The organism is Nocardioides koreensis, from assembly GCF_039531775.1.
GTDB lineage: Bacteria > Actinomycetota > Actinomycetes > Propionibacteriales > Nocardioidaceae > Nocardioides > Nocardioides koreensis.
Window position 1 is genome coordinate 769,534 of record NZ_BAAAQR010000001.1, and the last position, 19,496, is coordinate 789,029.

The window sequence follows — 19,496 nt, forward strand, 5'->3', positions numbered from 1 at the left end:
CGACGATGGCCCGAGGTCGAAGCCCGTCGCCGAACCCGAGCTCGTGGCCGACTGCTCGCGCTGCTTCGCCCTGTGCTGCGTGCTGCTGCCCTACCGGCGGGACGCGGGGTTCGGCGCGGACAAGCCCGGTGGCGTCCCCTGCCACCACCTGGCCGCGGACGACCGGTGCGGCATCCACGCCGACCTGCGCGAGCGCGGCTGGGCGGGGTGCGCGGTCTTCGACTGCTTCGGCGCCGGCCAGCACGTCTCCCAGGTGACGTACGGCGGTACGTCGTGGCGCGAGCACGACGACCTCGGGGAGATGGCCGCGGTGCTCTCGGTGGTGCGCCGGGTGCACGAGATGCTCGCCCACCTCGGTGAGGTGGGGCGCCGCTCCCCCGACCCGGCGTCCGCGGGCCTGCGCGACCGGCTCCTGGCGCTGCGCGACGCGACGCCGGTGGAGCTGCTGACCGCGGACATCGACGAGCTGAACGAGCAGGCGGGCGACCTCTTCGCCGCGGCCAGCGCGCGCATCCGGGGCGTCGCCGCCCCGGACCTGGCGCGGGCCGACCTGGCCGGGCAGGACCTGCGCCGGCGCGACCTGCGGGACGCCGCCCTGCGGGGCGCGCTGCTGATCGGGGCCGACCTGCGCGGGCTCGACCTGGGCGCCGCCGACCTGCTCGGCGCGGACCTGCGGGGCGCCGACCTGCGCGGCGCCTCGATGGCCGAGGCGCTCTTCCTCACCGGCCCCCAGCTCGAAGCGGCCCGGGGCGACGCCACCACCACGATCCCGGCCGGTCTGCGTCGCCCTCGGGTGTGGGTGCAGGCGGGCTGAACGGTCGCGCGGGCGCCCCTGTGACGAAGGACTCCCGACCCGCGTTTTGACCGCGGGCGCGTCGGCTTGCCACCGTGGAAGACGTCCCCGCCGGTCTGCGACGACGCGCCGGCCGTGGGACTTTGACCGCCAGGCAGCACGTGCACGGCACCCCGGTGAACGTCCCCGGATCGCCACAGCCGCTGCCTGAGCCCGCCGCTGGGGGAGCGAGCCGTTCGAGGCCGTAGGCGGGCGCCGTCCCCCACCGGAGGAAGAACACGCATGCCCCCTGCCCGTCCCTCGACGATGCGCGCCCGCGCGACGGTCGCGCTCCTCTACGCCGTGCTCACGTTCGTGCAGCTGGTCGGCTTCGTGAAGCTGGTCGTGCCCGTCCTCGGCTTCGACGACCCCGCCGCGGCCAGTCCGCCGCGGGAGACCTCGGCCTCCGCTCCGCGTGCCGACGCAGCACGCGGTGGGGCGCCGGAGCAGGTCGACGAGGCGAAGAAGGCCGGCTGCACGATGGCCGGCACCGCCCGCCGCGCCACGCGGGAGGCGGACATCCCGTACTACGTCGGGTGCGCCTTCCTGCAGCAGGAGACCGACGGCGGCCGCAACGTCTTCGGCCACGACCCGACCGTGTTCGCGGGCGCGGGCGAGGTGACCCGGTCGAAGTACCTGGCCTACAAGTCGGTCCGGCAGCGCACCGGCGAGATGCAGGGCGTCGGTCCGATGCAGCTGACCTGGTCGACCTACCAGGACCAGGCCGACCGGCTCGGCGGCGCCTGGAAGCCGTACCCGAACATGCTCGTCGGCTTCCGCCACCTGGCCGACCTGCACCGCTCGTCCGGCAGCTGGACCGCCGCGGCGCACGACTACAACGGGAGCGGCCCGATGGCCGACGCGTACGCCGCGCAGATGGCCGACCGCTTCGACCACATGCGCAGCGCCCTGAGCTGACGGTGCGGCCGGGGACCGCCCGGCTTACCGGCCGTTGCGGCGCCACACCACCATGGAGGCGCCGGGGGCCGGCTGGCGCAGCACCGGCAGCTTGTTGGTGACGGCGCCCGCCGTCACGTCCCTACGTAGCGTGGCCAGCGCCTGGCGCAGCGCCTCCCGCGTGGCCTCGAGCTCGGCGACGAGCTCCTCGTTGCGCTGCGCCAGCGCGGTGGCCCGGTTCTGCAGGTCGAGGATCCGGCGCACGCCCTCGAGCCCGATGCCGGCCGAGCTGAGCTCGGCGATCTCGCGCAGCCGCTCGATGTCGCGGTGCGAGTAGCGGCGACCCCCGCCGCCGGTGCGGCCCGGCGTGACCAGGCCGAGCCGCTCGTAGGTGCGCAGGGTCTGCGGGTGGAGGCCGGTCAGCTCGGCGGCGACGCTGATGACGTAGACCGCCGTGTCGGGCCCGGGGGCCCGGAAGTCCCGCGCGCCGGCCGGCATCACGACGCCTCGAAGAGGTTCGCGCGCAGCGGCTTCCCAGCGGTCGCGGCCCGGTAGGCCTCGACCGCCTCACGGGCCGCGGTGTCGAGCACCGCGGGCACCTGGACCTCCACCGTGGCCAGCAGGTCCCCCATCGTGCCGTCGCTCTTGCGCGCACCCTTGCCGCGCACCCGGAAGGTGCGCCCGTTGGGGGTGCCGGCCGGGATCTTCAGGGTGACCGGCGAGCCCGCCAGGGTGGGGATCTTGATCTCCGCGCCGAGCGCGGCCTCGTCGAAGGAGACCGGCACGTCGAGGGTCAGGTTGTCGCCCTTCCGGCTGAAGATCCGGTGTGGGGAGACCTTGACGGTGACGAACAGGTCACCGGCCGGGCCGCCGTTCTCCCCCGCCGCGCCCTTGCCGCGCAGCCGGATCTTCTGGCCGTCCTTCACCCCGGCGGGGATGCGTGCCTGGATGGACCGTGCGGACATGCCCCGGCCGCTGCCCTGGCAGGTGGGGCACGGCTCGTCGTACACGAGCTGGCGCCCACCGCAGGCCGGGCAGGTCTCGTTCATCGAGAAGGCGCCGCCGACGGAGGCGACCACGAAGCCGGCGCCGTCGCACTCGGGGCAGACGTGCGGCTTGGTGCCGGGCTTGCCGCCGGTGCCCGAGCAGTCCGGGCACGGCGCGTCCGAGGTCAGTCGCAGCGAGATCGTGACGCCCTCGAGGGCATCGGTGAAGCTGATCGTCGCGGTGGTCTCGACGTCGGCGCCCTTCTGCGGCCGGCGCTGCTGGGTCCGGCCCCGGCCACCGCCGAAGAGGTCCCCGAACATGTCGCCGAAGCCACCCCCGCCGCCGGCGCGGTCGCGCAGCAGGTCGTTGAGGTCGAACCCGCCGGTGCCACCACCACCGCCGCCACCGGGGAAACCGCCCCGGAAGCCGCCGGAGTAGAGCTCGCGCATCTCGTCGTACTTCTTGCGCTTGCCGGCGTCGCCGACGACGTCGTAGGCCTCGGCGACCTTCTTGAACTTCTCGTGCTTGGCGGTGTCCCCGGGGTGGGAGTCGGGGTGGTTGGCGCGTGCCAGCTTCCGGTAGGCCTTCTTGATCTCCTCGGCCGTCGCGTCCTTCTTCACGCCGAGCTCGGCGTAGAAGTCCTTGTTGGCCCAGTCGGCCCGCATTCCTTCGGTGGCACTCATCCGCGCACCCCCTCTCCCTCGTCCCTGTCTGCTCCGGTGATCGAGCCGGCTTCGGTGATCGAGCCGGCCCCGGTGATCGAGCCGGCCCCGGTGATCGAGCCGGCCCCGGTGATCGAGCCGGCTTCGGTGATCGAGCCTGTCGAGATCACGCGCCCGCGGGGTCGACCACGAGCACCTGGGCGGCACGGACCACCCGGTCGCCGATGCGGTAGCCCGCCTTGGCGATCACCTTGCACGTGGTCACGGTCACCTCGGCATCCTCGCCGATGTGCGAGAGCGCCTCGTGCAGGCTCGGGTCGAACGGGTCGCCGACGGACCCGAACTTGGTCAGCCCGAGCCCGGTGACGATCCGCTCGAGCTGGTCGGCCACCGCCTTGAAGCCGCCGTCGACGTCCCCGTGCTCACGGGCCCGGTCGATCGTGTCGAGCACCTCGACGATCGGCGCCAGCGCGGCGTACGTCGCGTTCTCGCGGATCAGCTCGCGGTCGCGCTCCACGCGGCGCTTGTAGTTGAGGTACTCGGCCTGCAGCCGCTGCAGGTCGGTGGTCAGGTCGACCAGGTCACGCTTCGCCCGGGACAGGTCGTCCTCGAGCTCGACGTCGCCCGACTCGGCCCCCTCGGCGGGGGACTCGACCTCGGTCTCGTTCGCCATCTCGGCCGCGGCGTCACCGAAGCCGGACTGTGCGGCGCCGCGCTGGGCGGCCTGGCCGTCGGTCGGTTCGGGAGCCGGAGCCCCCTCCGCGGGGGGAGCCGTGGTGTGCGGCTCCCCCTCGGAGGTGACGCCCGACTCGGGTCGGGAGTCCGTCACTTGCTGTCGCCCTCCGTGGTGTCCTCGTCGATGATCTCGGCGTCCACGACGTCCTCGTCGGCCTCGCCGGAGGCACCGGTGGTGCCACCCGCGGCGGCCGAGTCGGCCTCGGCGGCGGCGTACATGGCCGCGCCCATCTTCTGGCTGGACTCACCGAGCTTGGTGACGCCGGCCTGGATCTCCTCGGCCGAGGCCTCGGCGTTCTCCAGCGTCGCCTTCAGCGCGTCGACGTCGGCCTGGACCTCGGTCTTGACGTCCTCGGGGATCTTGTCGCCGTTCTCGCCGAGGAACTTCTCGGTCGAGTAGACCAGCGAGTCGGCCTGGTTGCGGCTCTCGACGGCCTCGCGACGCTTGGCGTCCTCCTCGGCGTACTGCTCGGCCTCGCGGACCATGCGGTCGATCTCGTCCTTGCCGAGCGCCGAGCCGCCGGAGATCGTCATGGACTGCTCCTTGCCGGAGCCCTGGTCCTTGGCGGAGACGTGCACGATGCCGTTGGCGTCGATGTCGAAGGTGACCTCGATCTTCGGGACGCCGCGGGGAGCCGGGGGCAGGCCGGTCAGCTCGAAGTTGCCGAGCGGCTGGTTCTGCGCCCACATCTGGCGCTCGCCCTGGGCGACCTTGATCTCCACCGACGGCTGGTTGTCGTCGGCTGTGGTGAAGATCTCCGAGCGCTTGGTCGGGATCGTGGTGTTGCGCTCGATCAGGTTGGTCATCACGCCGCCCTTGGTCTCGATGCCGAGGGAGAGCGGGGTGACGTCGAGCAGCAGCACGTCCTTGACCTCGCCCTTGAGGACGCCGGCCTGGAGGGCCGCACCGACGGCGACGACCTCGTCGGGGTTGACGCCCTTGTTGGGCTCCTTCCCGCCGAGCAGCTCCTTGACCACCTCGGTCACCGCGGGCATGCGGGTCGAGCCACCGACGAGCACCACGTGGTCGATGTCCTTGACCGCGACGCCGCCGTCCTTGAGCACCGACTTGAACGGCTCGCGGGTGCGGTCGAGCAGGTCGGAGGTGAGCTTCTGGAACTCGCTGCGGGTGAGCTTCTCCTCGAAGTGCAGCGGGCCGGACTCGCCGTGCGTGATGTAGGGCAGGTGGATCGTGGTCTCGCTCGAGGAGGACAGCTCGATCTTCGCCTTCTCCGCGGCCTCCTGGAGGCGCTGCTTGGCGATCTTGTCCGCGCCGAGGTCGACGTTGTTGGAGGACTTGAACTTGGTGACCATCCACTCGACGACCCGGTTGTCCCAGTCGTCACCACCGAGGTGGTTGTCACCCGAGGTGGCCTTCACCTCGACGACGCCCTCGCCGATCTCGAGCAGGGACACGTCGAAGGTGCCGCCACCGAGGTCGAAGACGAGGATGGTCTGGTCGTCGCCCTTGTCGAGGCCGTAGGCCAGCGCGGCCGCGGTGGGCTCGTTGACGATGCGCGAGACGTTGAGGCCCGCGATCTCACCGGCCTCTTTGGTGGCCTGGCGCTGCGCGTCGGAGAAGTACGCCGGCACCGTGATCACGGCATCCGTGACGGGCTCACCGAGGTAGGCCTCGGCGTCGCGCTTGAGCTTCTGCAGCACGAACGCGCTGATCTGCTGGGGGGTGAAGGACTTCTCGTCGATCTTCACGTCCCAGTCGGTGCCCATGTGGCGCTTGACCGAGCGAATGGTCCGGTCGACGTTGGTGACCGCCTGGCGCTTGGCGACCTCGCCGACGAGCACCTCGCCGGACTTGGCGAACGCGACCACGGACGGGGTGGTGCGGGCGCCTTCTGCGTTTGCGATGACGGTGGGTTCGCCACCCTCGAGGACGGCGACGACGCTGTTCGTCGTGCCGAGGTCGATGCCGACCGCACGTGCCATGGGTTGTTACCTCCGCTTGTTGGACTGCTAAGTCTGGTGGACGCCATCCTGCGCCGCGGACGGTGAGTCTGGCAAACAAGTTGAGTCGGATCAACTCAACTCTGTTCATGGGGCTCAACGCACGGACTCCACCCAGATGTTCCCGGTCCGCCCCACCAATTCCTGCGGTTCGCGCGGTCCGGCGTGCGCCCCGGCGCACCTCACCCGCGCGACTCGTCAGGCGCCGGGGTAGATCCGGTAGCCGGACATCCGCTTGTGGGCGAAGCTCTCGTAGAACCCGTCCGCGGAGTCGGTGATCAGGTCCATCCGCAGGGTGCGCGTCGCCTGGAAGGTCGCGACGACGAGCAGCCGGGCGATGCCCCGGCGGCGCGCGCCGGGGTGCACGGCCACGAACCCGAGGTGCGACTGGAGCACGCCGTCGCCGAGCGCCTGGGCCCAGCCCACGACCCGGCCGTCCTCCTCGGCGACGTAGGCGACCGCGCCGGGCGCGGTGCAGACCCGCTCGACCACGGCCGGGTCGGTGAGCGAGGGCCACTGCACGGTCGTCGAGAGCCGGGCGATCTCCGCGGCGTCGCGGCGCTCGAAGGGCCGGATGTCGACGGTGGCCATGCCCCGGACGCTAACCACCTACGGGTCGTGCGGTCCACCGGGCGCCGGAGCGCACCCCTGGCCGCACGACTCGGTCAGGCGAGCACCTCGCGGCCCGCGCCGGGCCGTCCCCGGCGGAAGAAGGCTTGCGGGTCGCGGAGCACCCCTCGCGTGTCCGGCACCCGCCGGTCGGCCGCGGCCCGCATCGCGGCGAAGCCGGCCCCGTCGACCAGGGCCGGCCACCGGGAGGCCGCGACCGCGATGCCCAGCAGGTCCGCGAGCCGGCGCATCTGCGTCTCGAGGTCCGCGGCCAGGTCCTCGTAGCGCACGACGTGCACGTTGCCGGCGCCCCGCCGGGCACACGCGTCGGCGGTGTGCCGGACCACGCCCGGCAGCGAGTCCGTCGACGCGACCGGGTCGGCCTCCGCCCGGGTCCACGCCGCCAGCCACACCGGCAGCTCGGGGCGCGGGGGCGGCGTCCGCACCGGACGGCCGGACAGCTCGGCGACGCGCTGCCGGTCGAGGTTGGCGCCCTGGTGGTACATCGAGACCGCCATGTCGAGGGGGTCCCGGACCACCACGACGTACGACGCGCCCGGGTCGAGCACCACGCCGTCGAGCGGCGTGTGGGTCTTGAGCACGCGCCGGCCGGGTTGCCGCGCGAGACGGGCGAACAGCGACTCCTCGGACTCGACCAGCCAGTCCACCCAGGGCGACAGCTCGGACAGCGGCGCGGGCAGGTCCGGGGTCCCGTGCACCAGGGAGAGGCAGATCTGCTGCATCCAGGTGGTGCCGCTCTTGGAGCGGGTGCTGACGACGATGTCGCCGTCGCGGAACGGGAACCGCGTCCAGCGACCACTGTCCTCCTCGACCGAGGTGTAGCGCCGCGGGGTCACCGCGGGGTCACCGCTGCGCCTCGCGGCCGGCCAGCAGGCCGAGCGCCACGTCGACCAGGGCCACCCGCGTCAGCGAGGACACCTCGGCGAGCGGGATCCAGCGGGCCTCGTCGGTGGTGCCGTCGATCTCGAAGGTGAGCTCGCCGCCCACGACCTGCGCCTCGAAGAGCACCCGCACGCCCCGGAGCGGCCGGCCGGTGGGCAGGCGGCGCTCCTCGGCCGGGACGACATGGGTGTCGACGCCGAGCAGCCGGCCGAGCGACACGTCGTACCCGGTCTCCTCGCGCAGCTCGCGCACGACCGCCTCCTCGACGCTCTCGTGCAGCTCCACACCCCCACCGGGCATCGTCCACTGCCTCTCGTCCGCCTCGTTCCAGAGGGCGAGCAGGATGCGGTCGCGGTCGTCGACGATCACCGCGTAGGCCGCCAGCCGGGTGTCGTACTCGGAGTAGTCCACGTGCCAAGGCTCACAGGCCCCGCGTGGGCACCGCAATCGGGTTCGACGGACCGGAATAGTTGGTCCACGGTGGTTGTCATGCCCTCCATGAGCGTTCCCACGATCACCCTGAACAACCAGACGACCATCCCGCAGCTCGGCTTCGGCGTCTTCCAGGTCCCGCCGGAGGAGACCGCGGCGACCGTGAGCAAGGCGTTCGAGGTCGGCTACCGCCACATCGACACCGCGGAGATGTACCAGAACGAGAAGGGTGTCGGCGAGGCGATCGCGGCCTCCGGCATCGCCCGCGACGAGCTCTACGTCACCAGCAAGCTCAACAACGGCTTCCACAGCCCCGACGACGCCCGCCGCGCCTTCGACGAGACGCTGGGCGCGCTCGGCCTGGACCGGATCGACCTCTTCCTCATCCACTGGCCGCTGCCGACGCTCTACGACGGCGACTTCGTGTCGACCTGGAAGACGCTGGCGGAGTTCGTCGAGGACGGCCGCGCCACCTCGATCGGCGTCTCCAACTTCCAGCCCGCGCACCTCGACCGGATCATCTCCGAGACCGGCGTGGTGCCGGCGGTCAACCAGATCGAGGTCCACCCCTACTTCACCAACGAGGAGGCGCGCGCCGCCTCCATCCGGCACGGTGTCGAGGTCGAGGCCTGGTCCCCGATCGCGCAGGGCAAGGTGCTCGACGACGAGGTCATCAACAAGATCGGCGCGGACTACGGCAAGACCGCGTCGCAGGTGACCCTGCGCTGGCACGTCGAGCGGGGCGACATCGTCTTCCCGAAGTCGGTGAAGGAGGAGCGGATGCGCGAGAACTTCGACATCTTCGACTTCACGCTCACCCAGGACGAGGTCGCGGGGATCGCCGCGCTCGACCGCGGCGAGGACGGTCGCAACGGCCCGAACCCGGACACGTTCGACTACATCCCCGACTGACCCCGGGTCGTGCGGCCACGCGTGCGCGTGCGCGCACCGTGAGTCACACGACGCTCAGGCGTCGAGGGCCCGGCCCCACACCTCCAGCAGGTGTGCGAGCTGGGCCCTCTGCCGTTCGCCGAGGGTCGCCAGCAGCCGGTGCTCGTTGGCCATGTGCGCCTCGAAGGCGCGGTCGATGAGCTCACGCCCGGCGTCGGTGAGCGCGACGACCCGGCCCCGGGCGTCCCGGTCCGAGTGCCGCCGGGTGACCCAGCCCTGCTCGACGCAGCGGTCCACCCGCTTGGTCACCGCACCCGAGGACACCATCGTCCAGGCGGCGAGCTCGCCGGGCGCCAGCTCGTACGGCGCGCCCGCGCGCCGCAGCGTGGCCAGGACGTCGAACTCGCCCTCGCCCAGCCCGAACTGTCCGTAGACGGCGACCAGCTCCTCGGTGAGCCGGGCCGCGAGGCGGTGCAGCCGGCCGATGACGCCCTGCGGGGAGACGTCGAGGTCGGGCCGCGCCTCGTGCCACTGCGCCATCACCCGTCCGACGTGATCGAGATCGCTCACCATGGGCGGAATATACCTTCCGAAGAAACTATTATGCTTTCCATGGAAACTAATCAGGCGCGCCTCGCGCTCCTCACCGCGGTCGCCCCCGTGGCCTGGGGCTCGACGTACCTCGTCACCGAGACGTTCCTGCCGCCGGACCGGCCGCTCTTCGCCGCCGTGGTCCGGGCGCTGCCGGTCGGCCTCGTGCTGCTCGCCCTGCGCCGCCGGTTGCCGACGGGCGGCTGGTGGTGGCGCGCGGTCGTCCTCGGCATCCTCAACATCGGGATGTTCTTCCCGCTGATCTTCCTCGCCGCCTACCACTTGCCCGGCGGCCTGGCGGCCACGCTCCAGGCGTCGGCGCCGATGGTGACCATGGCGCTGGCCTGGCCCGGCCTCGGCGAGCGGCCCGGCTGGGCCCGCGTGGGCGCCGCCGTGGTGGGCGCGCTGGGCGTGGCGCTGCTCGTGCTGCGCTCCCCCGGTCACGTCGACACGGTCGGCCTGGCCGCCGCCTTCGGCTCGGTGCTGGTCTCGGCCCTGGGCTACGTGCTGGTCAAGCGCTGGCGGGCGCCGGTGGACAACCTGACCCTGGTGTCCTGGCAGCTGGTCGCCGGCGGGCTGGCGCTGCTCCCGGCGGCCCTGCTGGTCGAGGGGGCGCCGCCCGCGCTCGACCTGCCCGCCCTGGGCGGCTTCCTGTGGCTCGCGGTGGTCGGGACCGGGCTCGCCTACTACTGCTGGTTCCGCGGCCTGGCCGGCATGCCCGCCGGCGTGGTGTCGCTCATCGGGCTGGTGAACCCGGTCGTCGGGACCCTGCTGGGGGTCGCGTTCGCCGGCGAGCTCTTCGGCTGGGCGCAGGCAGTGGGCATGGTCCTGGTGCTCGGGGGTGTCCTCGCCGGCCAGCCCGCGGTGCAGGCCGCGCTGCGCCTGCGTCCCGCACGCACCGCGCGCCCGGTGGCGGGGCTGCGGCAGGAGGGCGCGCCGGTCACCGAGGACCGGCGGCGCACCGTTCCGGCCGCCTGAGGCCGGCGCGGCGACGGACGGCGGTCGTCAGCTGGCCCGGCGCTCCACGAGCACCAGCGCCATGTCGTCGTCGACCTCCTCGCCGACGTGGCTGCGCAGCCGGCCCAGCAGGCGGTCGAGCGCCTCGTCGAGGCTGCCGTCACGCAGCGCCCGGGCGTTGTCGCAGAGCGGGAAGAAGTCGCCCCGAGGGCCCCGCGCCTCGATCAGGCCGTCGGTGTAGATCAACATCCGGGAGCCGCCCGGCCACCGCGAGGTGACCGGGTGCGGCTCCGGCCCGAGCCCCAGCGGCGGCTCGGGAGCACCCGTGGGGACCACGTCGACGACGTTGCCGCCGGTGACCAGCAGGGGCGGGTGGTGCCCGCAGTTCACCATCGTCACCGTGCCGTCGTCGTGGAACTCGGCGAGCACGGCGGTGACGAAGTCCTCGTCACCGGCGACCGCCCGGACCACGGCATCGAGGTCGGTCGCGATCGCGGACAGCGACTCCTGGGTGAAGGCCGAGCGGCGGAAGGCCCCCAGGACCGTCCCGGCCATCTGCACCGCGTCGAGGCCCTTGCCCCGCACGTCGCCGACGATGACTCGCACGCCGTACGGGCTCGCGGCCACCTCGTAGAGGTCGCCGCCGACGAGCGCCTCCTCGGTCGCGGACACGTAGCGCGCCGCGAACCCCACCGAGCCGACGGCGTTGGGCATCGCCCGCAGCAGGGCGCGCTGGGCGGTCTCCGCGATCACGGTCATGTGCCGCAGCGCGGCCTCGCGGCGGACCCGGATCCACGCGGTCAGGACGGCGAAGCCACCGAAGGCGGCCGTGAGGGCGACCCGCAGCTCCCAGTCCAGCGACCCGAAGTTGTGGTTCCACGACCCGGCGAGCGCCGCCAGCCCCAGCGCCAGCAGCGCGACCGCCGCCGTACGACGGACGCTCGCCGCAGCACTGGCGGCCACCGCGGCGACCGCGTAGGACGCGCTGAGCACGACGTCCGAGAGGACGGCGTCGAGCAGCACGAAGGCCGCGAGAAGGACGAGTGCAGCGGTCAGGACACGACGCTCCGACCAACGGTCGTTCGTCATGTCGCTCTCCTCGCCGCGTCGTGCGCCGGACAGGGCCCGGCACGCTCGACAGTAGCGCCGGGCTCACCGGAGCCCCGGGTCCTCGGGAGTCAGCCGATGGTGACCTTGACCTCGTTGGACTCCAGCCCGGTGTCGGTGTCGACCACCCGGAACCGGTTCACCCCGGTCTGGCTGGTCTGCACGTAGGTCGAGAAGGTCTCGTTGCTGACCGAGGCGGTGACCGGGAAGTCCGTCCAGGCCCCGCTGGTGAACCGCTGGACCTGGAGGATCGCGCCCTCCCCGCCGGGGTAGACACCGGTCAGGTCGATCTGCTGCATCGGGGAGACCGCCGTCTGGCCGGCGGACAGCGAGATCTGCGTCTTCGGCGTCTTCTTCTTGGTCGGCTTCTTGTCGGAGCCCGACGTGGCCGACCCACTGCTCGAGGGCGCCTGCGTCTCGCCGGGGGCGAGGGTGATCAGCGGCCCGGACGGCTGCTGCGTCTTCGACGGCTTGGGCAGGTACATCGAGCGCTCGGCCGTCGTCTGCGACGAGTCCGAGACGCTGTCCAGCCCGAGGAACTTGCTGCCGGCCAGGGCCACGAAGCCGAGGATCAGCCCGACCGCGACCGCGACGCCGACGAGAGCGAGCAGCCCGGTGAGGACCGGACGTCCTTCTCCATCATCCATCTGGCGGTGAACCCCTTGGTCGTGTGGACCGGTCGCGCCCCATTGTCGGGGACGCGGTCAAGCAGGGCCAATCGGGTGCCCACCGGCCGCGCCCGGGGACCGGGTCCGCGACCCTCTGGCCCAGAACTGGAACACGTTCTAGTGTGGTCTCGACAGGCTCGACCACCGAGGGCCTGGGGCTCGACCACCGAAGGCTCGACCACCGAAGGACTGGGCATGCGGTTCACCTACGCCGAGGCGATGACGCAGGCGACCTACTACGCACCGCTCGCCCGAGCGGCCGAGGCGGCCGGCTACACGAGCATGACCGTGGCCGACAGCCTGGTCTACCCGCGCGAGTCGGACTCCACGTACCCCTACACCGACACCGGCGACCGGGAGTTCCTCGAGGACAAGGAGTTCCTCGAGACGATGGTGCTCTGCACGCACCTCGCGGCCGTGACCTCGACCCTGCGCTTCACGCCGTTCGTGCTGAAGCTGCCCGTGCGGCCGCCGGTGCTGGTCGCCAAGCAGGCCGCCTCGATCGCGTACCTCTCGGGCAACCGGCTCGGTCTCGGCGTCGGGCTGTCCCCGTGGCCCGAGGACTTCCGGGCGATGGGGGTCCCGTGGGAGCGGCGCGGGAAGCGGACGGACGAGTGCATCGACATCCTGCGTGGGCTCACGTCGGCCAGGGACCAGCAGGGCTTCTTCGGCTACGACGGGGAGTTCTACTCCTTCCCGCCGCTCAAGCAGTGCCCCGCACCGACCGAGCCGATCCCGATCCTCGTCGGCGGGCACGCCGACGCCGCGCTGCGCCGCGCCGTACGCAAGGGCGACGGCTGGATGCACGCCGGCGGCGACGCTGAAGAGCTCGAGCGGCTGCTCGCCCGGCTGGCCGAGATCCGCCGCGAGGAGGGCGACACCCGCGACGACTTCGAGGTGCACGTCATCTCCTACGACGCCTACGACCCCGACGGCGTCAAGCGCCTCGAGGAGAAGGGCGTCACCGACTGCATCGTGGGGTTCCGGGTGCCCTACATCAAGGGGCCGGACACCGAGCCGCTGGAGAAGAAGGTCGAGCACCTCGAGCGGTATGCCGAGCAGATCATCAGCAAGGTCGGCTGACGTGGTCTCGACAGGCTCGACCACCGAGGGAAGCGCTCCGACCACCGACGGAGGCGATCCGACGAGCGAGGGTGGCGACCTGACCCGGCCGTTCCGCGACGCGGTCGAGGAGGCCGAGCGCCTGGTCGCGGACGCCGACTTCATCCGGACCGAGCAGGACCTGCTGGAGGGCTACGACTACCTCGCCGGCCGGATCCGGGCCTCGCTGCAGCTGGCGTTCGACCACGACCTGGACCGGCCGGTCCTCATCAACTCCACCCACCAGTTCGCCAGGCAGGGCCTCGACAACCCCGACGCGATCTACTTCCACGCCTACCTGCGCGACGGCGTCGAGTACGTGCTGCGCGGCCGACGCGGCAGCACCGCCGACCTGTCCTTCCAGGTGATGGGCGGTGGGTACGACGCCTCCGGCGCACCGCCGTCGCTGGCGGCCTTCGACGACCGCGAGCTCGACCTCGCCGAGGACGGCACCTTCGAGCTGCGGCTCGGGCCCTACGACGGCGGGGCGAAGACCCTGATCGTGCGCGAGGTCTTCAACGACTGGGACACCGAGGAGCGCGGCACCCTCTGGATCGAGCGCACCGACAGCGTCGGGCGACCTGCCCGGCCGCTCACCCACGAGCGGCTCGCGCAGCGGTACGACATCGCCGGCCGCCTGCTCACCGGGTCGATCCGGACCTGGTTCGCCTTCCCGCACTTCTTCCAGTACCGGGAGCCGGTCAACACCCTCACCGCGCCGGCCGCCACCCCCGGCGGCCTGGCGTCGCAGCGCTCCTCCATCGGCCACTACGCGCTGGCCGACGACGAGGCGATGGTCGTCACCGTCCCGGAGTGCACCGACTGCGCCTACCAGGCCATCCAGATCGGGTCGGACTGGTACGCCTCGACCGACTACGAGACCCACCAGACCTCGCTGACCAAGGCCCAGGCGGTCACCGACCCCGACGGGCTGATGCGGTTCGTGGTCTCCGAGCGGGCTCCCCGCGTCGAGGGGGGCGTGGTCGCCAACTGGCTGGAGACCACCGGCCACCGCACCGGTCCGGTGATGCTGCGCTGGCAGCGGCTCGAGCGCGACCTCGGCGCCGCGGACGGCCCCACCGTCGAGGTGATGAAGCTGGCCGCCGTCCCGGCGGCGCTGCCGTTCCACACCGCGGTCGGCCCCGAGGAGCACGCGGCCCGGATCGCGGCCCGGCAGCGCGCCGTGGCCCGGAGGATGCTCAGTTGACCGAGAGCGTGGTCTCGACAAGCTCGACCGACGAGGGCCTTCCCCTGCTGCGGGACAAGGTCGTCGTGCTCTCCGGCGTCGGGCCCGGGCTGGGCCGCGCCCTGGGTGAGGAGGCCGCCCGCATGGGCGCCGACCTCGTCCTCGTCAGCCGCACCGAGCGCCGCCTGGAGAAGATGGCCGAGGCGGTCCGTGCGCACGGGCGCCGAGCCCTCGTCGTCCCGACCGACATCACCGACGAGCGGCAGCGGGTCCGGCTCGTCGAGCGGGCGCTCGAGGAGCTCGGTCGCGTGGACTGCCTGGTCAACAACGCCTTCGGCATCCCACCGATGGACCCGGTCACGACGCTGGACCTGCAGGCCCTGCGCGACGCCCAGGAGACCAACGTGTTCGCACCGCTGCGGCTCTCGGCGCTCTTCGCCGACGCGCTGGCCGCGACCCGGGGCTCGATCGTGATGGTCAACTCGTGCGTGCTGCACAGCTCCCAGCCCGAGTACAGCGGCTACAAGCTCTCGAAGGGCACGCTCGCGCACCTGGCGTCGTCGCTCGCGACCGAGCTCGGCCCGCGGGGCATCCGCGTCAACAGCGTGGCCCCCTCCTACATCTACGAGGACGTCAACAAGGCCTACTTCGACTGGCTGGCGAGCGAGTCCGGCCGCACGCACGAGCAGGTGTACGCCGAGAAGGCCGCGGCCACCGACCTCAAGCGGCTGGCCCTGCCCGAGGAGGTCGCCCGGGCCGTGCTCCTCCTCGCCAGCGACCTCGCCAGCGCGGTCACCGGCACGATGCTCAACGTGGACTGCGGCGAGTTCCACGACCACTGATCTCGACAGGCTCGATCAACGGAGGACGCCCATGGCACGGGTTCGGGACGACGTCGGGTCCTACGACGACATCGCGGCCGCCGCGGTGCGCACCACGGGGCTCGACGACTTCGGGGGCGCCGCGCACGAGGAGGGGCTGCGGATCCTCGTCGACGACCTCGCCTCCCCCGAGGCGGGGTTGACCGGCGAGGGCCGCTACTTCCAGCGCGCGCAGGTCAAGAGCGCGCTGGTCGGGCGGCTGCTCACCCAGGCCCGCCTCACCGAGCACCCGTCGTACGCCGGGGTCCCGATCGAGCGACCGGTCTTCGTGGTCGGCCTCCCCCGCACCGGCACCACGGCGCTGCACCGGCTGCTCGTCGCCGACCCGGCCCACCAGGGGCTGGAGCTGTGGCTCACGGAGCTCCCGCAGCCGCGGCCGCCGCGCGAGACCTGGTCCGACGACCCGGTCTTCGCCGCGATGCAGGCCGCGTTCGCCGAGCACCACGTCAGCCACCCCGAGTTCATGGGGATCCACTACATGGACGCCGTCTCGGTCGAGGAGTGCTGGCGGCTGCTGCGGCAGACCGGGAAGTCGATCTCGTTCGAGTCGCTGGCGCACGTGCCGCGCTACTCGGCCTGGCTGGCGGCCCAGGACTGGACCGACGCCTACGAGCGGCACCGGGCCAACCTGCAGCTGATCGGGGTGAACGACCCCGACAAGCGGTGGGTGCTCAAGAACCCCTCCCACCTGGTCGCCCTGGACGCGCTGATGGCGGTCTACCCCGACGCGCTCGTCGTCTGCACCCACCGCGACCCGGTCGCCTCGGTCGCCTCGGCCTGCTCGCTCTCGGCCGAGGCGACGGCCGGGCACTCCACGACGTTCGTCGGCGAGACCATCGGCCGGACCCAGCTCGCCATGCTGTCGCGCTCGTGGCGCGCCTTCGCCGACGCGAGGCCGGCGTACGACCCATCACAGTTCGTCGACGTGGACTACGCCGCGTTCGTCGCCGACCCGGTCGGCACGACCCGTGGGATCTACGAGGCCTTCGGCCTGGGCTGGACGCCCGAGGCAGCCGCCGCGGTCGAGGCGATCGACCGCGAGTCACGACGCGGCGCGCGCCGGCCGGCGCACACCTACTCGCTCGAGGACTACGGGCTCACCGAGGCCGAGGTGCGCGCCGCGTTCTGACCGGGGCACTACCCGGTTGTGCGTATCTCCGCGGACATCGCGTGACTTCCCGGCCTCGTTCGGGTGGACTCGTGGCCGTCCCTCCGAGGGGCATCGGCCCGCCTGGGGACCTAGGGGCCTCAGGCCGGGTCGATGCTCTCCCCCGCGAGCTGCCGGGCCCGCCGCTCGGCCACCGCGTGCGCGTCGGTGCGGGCGTCGTACGACCAGAAGTCGCGCAGCGCGAGGGCGGTCGCCCCCACCCCGGCCACGCACGCGAAGCCGCCGCTCACGATCGCGCCGCGGACCGTCCAGAGGTCCGCGGTCACACCGGCCCGGACCTGGCCGCCCAGCGGGCCGAGGGAGTAGGACAGCATCTCGATGCCGGCCAGCCGGCCGCGCATGTTCTCGGGGATCGTCTGGTTCCAGACGGTGCCGCGGAAGACCGCGGACACCATGTCGGCGGCACCCGAGAGCATCAGGAAGACACCCACCAGCCAGATGCTCGGCATCAGGCCCGCCATCCCGACGCAGGCGCCGTACGCCGCCGCGGCGACCACGATCGCGCGTCCGTGGTGGTGCACCCGGGAGGTCCAGCCGCTGAGCGCGGTCGCCAGCAGCGCGCCCACCGTCTCGGCGGAGTAGAGCAGGCCCAGCACCTCGGGGCGGCTGAACACCTCCTCGGCCAGGGCCGGGAACAGCACCACCGGCAGCGCGAGCAGCATCGCGGTGATGTCGACGAGGTAGGTGCCGAGCAGGTCGCGGCGGGAGAACGCGTAGCGCAGGCCCTGCCCGATGCCCGCCAGGCTGGGCGGGGTCGTCTCCTCGCGGTGCGGGTAGGGGCGCATCGCGACGTAGAGCAGGCTGGCGACCGACAGGCCGCAGATGTCCACCACGAAGCACCAGCCGATGCCGACGTAGGCCACGAGCAGGCCACCGATCGCCGGCCCGACGAGGACGCCGATCTGCATCCCGAGGCTGGTGAGGTTGTTGGCCGCGGTGATCTGGTCGTGGCGCACGGTGCGCGGCATCAGCGCCTCCCGCGAGGGCCGCTGCAGCGACGAGGACGACGCGAGGAAGCCCGACACCACGAAGATCACCCACACGCTGGGGGCGTCGCGGAACGCGTTGACCGCCAGCACGGCGATGAACGACGCCTGGGCGACACCGGTCCAGATCAGCAACCTGCGCCGGTCCACGTGATCGGCCAGCGCACCGCCGTACAGCCCGAACACCACGAGCGGGACCAGCTCGACCAGGCCGATGGCACCGACGGCGAAGTTGGAGCCGGTCAGCGTGTAGATCTGGTACGGGATGGCGACGTACGACACCATCCCGCCGAGGTAGAAGACGGTCCCGGCGAGGAACAGCAGCCGGAAGTCGCGCGACTCCCGCAGCGGGGTCACGTCCATCCGGAGGGCACGCAGCCGCTCGCGCCAGCTCATGGGTGGATCACAAGCGCCCATCGTGGCAGCGGGCACCGGCGGCCCGCACCGGATTTTGTCGCGGCCACTTTCCCCGGGCGGCCGAGGAAAGTGCCGGCCCGACTACCTGGTCACGCGGATCCGGGCCCCGCGCCGCGGCACGCTGGTGATGTTGCGGACCCGGGGCCGGTCGTCGCCGACGGCGGTGACGCCGTACGCCGTGAGGACCTCGCGCAGCACGGCCACCCCCTCCATCAGGGAGAACCCCGCGCCGATGCAGCGACGCACGCCGCCGCCGAAGGGGATCCAGGTGTTGGTGGGCGGGTTCTGGCCGCAGAAGCGCTCCGGCCGGAAGACCTCGGGGTCGGGATGGTTGTCCTCGCGGCCGTGGCTGATGATGATCGACGGCCCGACGGTGGCGCCGGCCGGCAGGTCCCAGCCACCGACGGTCGCGGGCTTCATCAGCGTCCGCACCACCATCGGGATGACCGGGTGCAGCCGCATCGACTCCTTGAGCACCGCCTCCAACCAGGCGTCGTCGCCGGTCCGGGCCGCCTCCCGGGAGCGGGCGAGCAGGTCCGGGTGGCGGCCGAGCTCGTGCAGCGCCCAGGCCAGGGCCGTCGCGGTGGTCTCGTGCCCGGCCAGCAGCAGGGTGACCAGCTGGTCGCGCAGCTCGGTGTCGTCGAGCGCGTCGGTGCCGTCCGCCCCGTCGCGGACCAGGATCAGCCGGGAGAGCACGTCGGTCCGCTCGGCGAGGTCGGGGGCCCGGCGCCGCTCGCGGATCTCGGCGTAGATCAGCCGGTCGAGCTCGTGCTGGTTCTGCACGGTCCGCTTCCAGGGACCGAACCGCTGCAGCTTCGGGTAGCCCCAGCCCAGCAGCACGGCCGGGCTGATGTCGACGGTCGCGTTGACCCGCGGCCGGAGCTCGGCCAGCCGGGCCTCGTCGGTGACGCCGAAGACCACCCGCAGGATCACCTCCAGGGTCAGCGCGTTCATCCGGTCCAGGGCCCGGAACTCCCGGCTCGGTGACCAGCGGCCGACCTCGTCGCGCGCCAGCCCGGTGACCAGCTCCTCGTACCCCCGCAGCGCATGCCCGTTGAACGCCGGCATCAGCAGCTTGCGGGCCCGCTTGTGCTCACCGGAGTCCTGCAGCAGCAGCGAGTGCTCGCCCATGATCGGGCCGAGGATCGCGTTGGCCTTGCCGGCATGGAACACCTCCGGGTCGCCGGCGAAGATCTCCTTCGCGTGCTCGGGGCGGGTGAAGAACACCAGCGGCCGGCCACCGGGGACCAGCCGCACCGTGAAGACGTCGCCGTACCTGCGGTGCAGGTAGGGGTGGAACCAGTGCCGGAACCGCAGCAGTCCGGCGCTCTGCACGAGCACCGGCCACCTCGGACCGGGCGGCAGGCCGGCCGTGTCCACCGGCGGCAGGGACCCGCCCCCGAGGAAGCTCATCCGCCGGAAGCGTTGCGCGGTCAGCTGGTCGACGTCCTGCTCGATCGTGGCCATGCTCACATACTACGAGTACGTCAAGCCGTTCGTCCCCCGTCGTGACCGCCCGCTCCT

Annotated in this window: 21 protein-coding genes; 8 read left to right on the forward strand and 13 right to left on the reverse strand. The window is 72.4% G+C overall.

Annotated features, from left to right (window positions below; genetic code table 11):
- Positions 1–43: 43 nt before the first annotated feature.
- A complete protein-coding gene (locus ABD268_RS03725) occupies positions 44–814 on the forward strand; it encodes a pentapeptide repeat-containing protein (RefSeq protein ID WP_344147752.1) in 771 nt (256 codons plus the stop codon).
- 261 nt (positions 815–1,075) lie between these two features.
- Positions 1,076–1,750 (forward strand): hypothetical protein, encoded by a 675-nt coding sequence (locus ABD268_RS03730; RefSeq protein ID WP_344147755.1) that lies wholly within the window; start codon positions 1,076–1,078, stop codon positions 1,748–1,750.
- A gap of 24 nt (positions 1,751–1,774) precedes the next feature.
- Here the strand turns inward: ABD268_RS03730 and ABD268_RS03735 are convergent, their stop codons facing one another.
- The 8 genes from ABD268_RS03735 to ABD268_RS03770 all read right to left on the reverse strand — a co-directional run bounded on the left by ABD268_RS03735 (position 1,775) and on the right by ABD268_RS03770 (position 7,998).
- Complete coding sequence (locus ABD268_RS03735; RefSeq protein ID WP_344147758.1) at positions 1,775–2,227, reverse strand: heat shock protein transcriptional repressor HspR; 453 nt, start codon at positions 2,225–2,227, stop codon at positions 1,775–1,777.
- A complete protein-coding gene (dnaJ, locus tag ABD268_RS03740) occupies positions 2,227–3,399 on the reverse strand; it encodes a molecular chaperone DnaJ (protein WP_344147761.1) in 1,173 nt (390 codons plus the stop codon). Before dnaJ ends, ABD268_RS03735 begins: the two co-directional genes overlap by 1 nt.
- Positions 3,396–3,548 carry a hypothetical protein gene (locus ABD268_RS03745; protein ID WP_344147764.1) on the reverse strand — a complete coding sequence of 51 codons (153 nt, stop codon included), beginning with the start codon at positions 3,546–3,548 and terminating at the stop codon, positions 3,396–3,398. The genes dnaJ and ABD268_RS03745 overlap by 4 nt, the downstream gene beginning before the upstream one ends.
- On the reverse strand, positions 3,545–4,207 hold the full coding sequence (grpE, locus tag ABD268_RS03750; protein WP_344147766.1) for a nucleotide exchange factor GrpE: 663 nt from the start codon (positions 4,205–4,207) through the stop codon (positions 3,545–3,547). The genes ABD268_RS03745 and grpE overlap by 4 nt, the downstream gene beginning before the upstream one ends.
- Positions 4,204–6,057: a molecular chaperone DnaK gene (dnaK, locus tag ABD268_RS03755; protein WP_344147768.1), complete on the reverse strand. Its 1,854-nt coding sequence runs from the start codon at positions 6,055–6,057 to the stop codon at positions 4,204–4,206. Before dnaK ends, grpE begins: the two co-directional genes overlap by 4 nt.
- Positions 6,058–6,273: 216 nt before the next feature.
- Complete coding sequence (locus ABD268_RS03760; protein WP_344147770.1) at positions 6,274–6,666, reverse strand: GNAT family N-acetyltransferase; 393 nt, start codon at positions 6,664–6,666, stop codon at positions 6,274–6,276.
- A gap of 74 nt (positions 6,667–6,740) precedes the next feature.
- Positions 6,741–7,541: a sulfotransferase domain-containing protein gene (locus ABD268_RS03765; RefSeq protein WP_344147774.1), complete on the reverse strand. Its 801-nt coding sequence runs from the start codon at positions 7,539–7,541 to the stop codon at positions 6,741–6,743.
- A 7-nt stretch (positions 7,542–7,548) separates the two neighbouring features.
- Positions 7,549–7,998 carry an NUDIX hydrolase gene (locus ABD268_RS03770; protein WP_344147777.1) on the reverse strand — a complete coding sequence of 150 codons (450 nt, stop codon included), beginning with the start codon at positions 7,996–7,998 and terminating at the stop codon, positions 7,549–7,551.
- Between the two features lie 87 nt (positions 7,999–8,085).
- Between ABD268_RS03770 and ABD268_RS03775 the strand changes: the two genes are divergently transcribed.
- Entirely contained in the window at positions 8,086–8,931 is an 846-nt protein-coding gene (locus tag ABD268_RS03775) for an aldo/keto reductase (protein ID WP_344147780.1), read from the forward strand.
- Positions 8,932–8,985: 54 nt separating this feature from the next.
- On the opposite strand, the gene ABD268_RS03780 is transcribed toward ABD268_RS03775, so the two are convergent.
- Positions 8,986–9,483, reverse strand: coding sequence for a MarR family winged helix-turn-helix transcriptional regulator (locus ABD268_RS03780; protein WP_344147783.1), 498 nt, complete (start codon positions 9,481–9,483; stop codon positions 8,986–8,988).
- Positions 9,484–9,522: 39 nt separating this feature from the next.
- Between ABD268_RS03780 and ABD268_RS03785 the strand changes: the two genes are divergently transcribed.
- Positions 9,523–10,479 carry a DMT family transporter gene (locus tag ABD268_RS03785; RefSeq protein WP_344147786.1) on the forward strand — a complete coding sequence of 319 codons (957 nt, stop codon included), beginning with the start codon at positions 9,523–9,525 and terminating at the stop codon, positions 10,477–10,479.
- A gap of 27 nt (positions 10,480–10,506) precedes the next feature.
- Here ABD268_RS03785 and ABD268_RS03790 read toward each other — a convergent pair whose 3' ends face one another.
- Together ABD268_RS03790 and ABD268_RS03795 are read right to left on the reverse strand one after the other, a co-directional pair.
- Positions 10,507–11,547, reverse strand: a complete 1,041-nt coding sequence (locus ABD268_RS03790) for a PP2C family protein-serine/threonine phosphatase (protein ID WP_344147789.1) — start codon at positions 11,545–11,547, stop codon at positions 10,507–10,509.
- Positions 11,548–11,636: 89 nt separating this feature from the next.
- Positions 11,637–12,212 carry a hypothetical protein gene (locus ABD268_RS03795; RefSeq protein ID WP_344147792.1) on the reverse strand — a complete coding sequence of 192 codons (576 nt, stop codon included), beginning with the start codon at positions 12,210–12,212 and terminating at the stop codon, positions 11,637–11,639.
- A gap of 216 nt (positions 12,213–12,428) precedes the next feature.
- Between ABD268_RS03795 and ABD268_RS03800 the strand changes: the two genes are divergently transcribed.
- The 4 genes from ABD268_RS03800 to ABD268_RS03815 are packed head-to-tail and all read left to right on the forward strand — an operon-like array spanning position 12,429 to position 16,530.
- Positions 12,429–13,316, forward strand: coding sequence for a TIGR03619 family F420-dependent LLM class oxidoreductase (locus tag ABD268_RS03800; RefSeq protein ID WP_344147795.1), 888 nt, complete (start codon positions 12,429–12,431; stop codon positions 13,314–13,316).
- 1 nt (position 13,317) lies between these two features.
- Positions 13,318–14,541 carry a hypothetical protein gene (locus tag ABD268_RS03805; RefSeq protein ID WP_344147798.1) on the forward strand — a complete coding sequence of 408 codons (1,224 nt, stop codon included), beginning with the start codon at positions 13,318–13,320 and terminating at the stop codon, positions 14,539–14,541.
- On the forward strand, positions 14,538–15,362 hold the full coding sequence (locus ABD268_RS03810) for an SDR family oxidoreductase (protein ID WP_344147800.1): 825 nt from the start codon (positions 14,538–14,540) through the stop codon (positions 15,360–15,362). Before ABD268_RS03805 ends, ABD268_RS03810 begins: the two co-directional genes overlap by 4 nt.
- A gap of 31 nt (positions 15,363–15,393) precedes the next feature.
- Positions 15,394–16,530: a sulfotransferase family protein gene (locus ABD268_RS03815; protein ID WP_344147803.1), complete on the forward strand. Its 1,137-nt coding sequence runs from the start codon at positions 15,394–15,396 to the stop codon at positions 16,528–16,530.
- Between the two features lie 119 nt (positions 16,531–16,649).
- Here the strand turns inward: ABD268_RS03815 and ABD268_RS03820 are convergent, their stop codons facing one another.
- On the reverse strand, positions 16,650–17,951 hold the full coding sequence (locus tag ABD268_RS03820; protein ID WP_344147806.1) for an MFS transporter: 1,302 nt from the start codon (positions 17,949–17,951) through the stop codon (positions 16,650–16,652).
- A 102-nt stretch (positions 17,952–18,053) separates the two neighbouring features.
- Positions 18,054–19,439, reverse strand: a complete 1,386-nt coding sequence (locus ABD268_RS03825) for a cytochrome P450 (protein WP_344147809.1) — start codon at positions 19,437–19,439, stop codon at positions 18,054–18,056.
- Between the last annotated feature and the right edge of the window lie 57 nt (positions 19,440–19,496).